3 protein-coding genes are annotated in these 1,986 nt (G+C 38.6%); 2 read left to right on the top strand and 1 reads right to left on the bottom strand.

Translation table 11 applies throughout. From position 1 onward, the window contains the following. Positions 1 to 111: 111 nt before the first annotated feature. Entirely contained in the window at positions 112 to 753 is a 642-nt protein-coding gene (locus KHW44_RS09115) for a hemolysin III family protein (RefSeq protein ID WP_304068728.1), read from the bottom strand. A 152-nt stretch (positions 754 to 905) separates the two neighbouring features. Here KHW44_RS09115 and KHW44_RS09110 point away from each other — a divergent pair, with 152 nt between their 5' ends. Then, positions 906 to 1,409 (top strand): acetyltransferase, encoded by a 504-nt coding sequence (locus KHW44_RS09110; RefSeq protein ID WP_304068725.1) that lies wholly within the window; start codon positions 906 to 908, stop codon positions 1,407 to 1,409. After that, on the top strand, positions 1,409 to 1,986 hold a 578-nt coding region (locus KHW44_RS09105; RefSeq protein WP_304068722.1), incomplete at its 3' end, for a carbon-nitrogen hydrolase family protein. The genes KHW44_RS09110 and KHW44_RS09105, both read left to right, overlap by 1 nt.

Below are 1,986 nucleotides of genomic sequence, written 5' to 3'. Positions count from 1 at the left end.
TTGAACAGAGTGAAAACCAGCGCCTTGAGACGCTGGTTGGTATCACTCGGGCTTATAGCCCATGAACAAACCACCCGTTTTACGGGTGGTCATGATTTGAGCTGAAAAAATTTATCCGAAATATATTCCGAAAAACTGAGCTACTGATGCTAGTATTATGAATATGTGCCATATTGAATGGAAGTATTTTCTTTTCTTAGCGTAGAAGTAGACTCCGATGGAATAGAGTATTCCTCCCGATAATATGAGTATGAATGAAAGCATTCCAGAGATTTGGATGACATTTTTCATAAGTAATACAGACATCCATCCCATTACTACGTAAAGTATGAGTGATTGTTTTTTGTATTTTTCTTGGAGATTTTTCTTGAATATTGTGATTTTGAGGATTATTCCTACTAGTGCTATAAGCCAAATGGCTACTAAAAATCCTACTCTTTGTGCGCCTTGTAACACTCTAACTATTATTGGCGTGAATGTTCCAGCTATGCAGATGAATATTGCAGAGTGGTCAAAATATCTGAGGACTATTTTTGCTTTGGTGTTGGTGATGGCGTGATATAGTGTGGAGAATAAAAACATCAGCATTAGGCTTACTCCGTAGATTATGTTTGCAATTATGAGTGGAGGGTTGCCTTGTGATTTTATGATTAACAATACCATGAACGCTATTGCTATTAGAACTCCCACTCCATGTGTTACGGAGTTGAAGATTTCTTCGCCTATTGTGTATCTTTTTTTAGTTTGTTGCATTAATTCCTCCTTGTTTCGTAATGATTTAATTTTATTACTTAAATATGGTTATTTTATGAGTGTGTGGTTTGTGGGTGATGTGATGATAGAAATGGTAAATGTGTGTGAATTAGGATATAATTGATGTAACGAATGATGAAAAAGAGGGATTTATGAGATATAGATTATATAATGCGGATGATTATGACAGATGCTGTGATTTGTTGAGAGATTCTGATATGAGGTACAGTTTTTCTGAGAAGAGCGATGCAAAATTGTTTGAGGATATTGTGAAATCGGAGAGTTTCTGTGAGGATTGTACTTTTGTATTGGAAGACGGAGATGTGATTTGTGGGATTGTGATGTTTACGAGGTGTCGTGTTAGGAAGTTCGATGGGTTGTTGCTGTCGATTTTCTACGTTGACGATGAGCATTTGAGTGACGATAATGTGGATTTGCTTGTGGGAAATGCTGTCGATGATGTTATGAGTCGTGGTGTGAAATTTGTCTGCGTGATGGGTGAGCCTGATGTGTTCACGAAATTTGGTTTCACGAGGGCGAGAGACTACGGGATTTTGTGTCCTTTTTATATTGAGGATGATTATTTCATGGCGAGATGCGAGGATGGTTTCAAGACTCGTGGAGAGCTTAGTTATGCAAAGGAGTTTTTTGAGTAATGAAGATTAGTTTGTGTGCCGTAGAGCAACGTTTGAATGATAAGGTATTTAATATGAAGCAGATTGAGAAATATGCGAGAGAGGAAGCTGAAAATGGAGCTGACATGTGCGTGTTTGGGGAGAGTTTTCTGCAAGGGTTTGAGTGTTTGAGTTTTGTGTACAAGGATGATGTCGGTGTTCCTGTGACGCAAAATTCGAATGAGATTGCGGAGATTCGCAGGATTGCGAGGGAGAATGAGGTTGCGATTTCGTTCGGATATATTGAGAATGATCATGGTGCGTTTTATTCTTCGCAAATGACTGTGACTAAACGTGGGGAGATTTTGAACAATTACAGGAGAATGAGTCCTGGTTGGAAGGAGCCTTCTGCTTGCAGCGATTACAGGGAAGGCAGCAAGTTGTATTTGTACAAGATGGATGGAGTGAGTTTTTCAACGTTGATTTGCGGTGATTTCTGGGATGAGGATTTGTATACTTATATTTCTATGATTGACTCTGATATTTTGTTGTGGCCTGTGTTTGTCGATTTTTCGGTGAAGGACTGGTTTAAGAATGAGTTTGAGGACTACAAGAAACA

The sequence above is a fragment of the Finegoldia magna genome, from assembly GCF_018371055.1.
GTDB lineage: Bacteria > Bacillota > Clostridia > Tissierellales > Peptoniphilaceae > Finegoldia > Finegoldia magna_I.
Note: the sequence above shows the minus strand (reverse complement) of the source record. Positions and strands in the feature narration are given on the sequence as shown.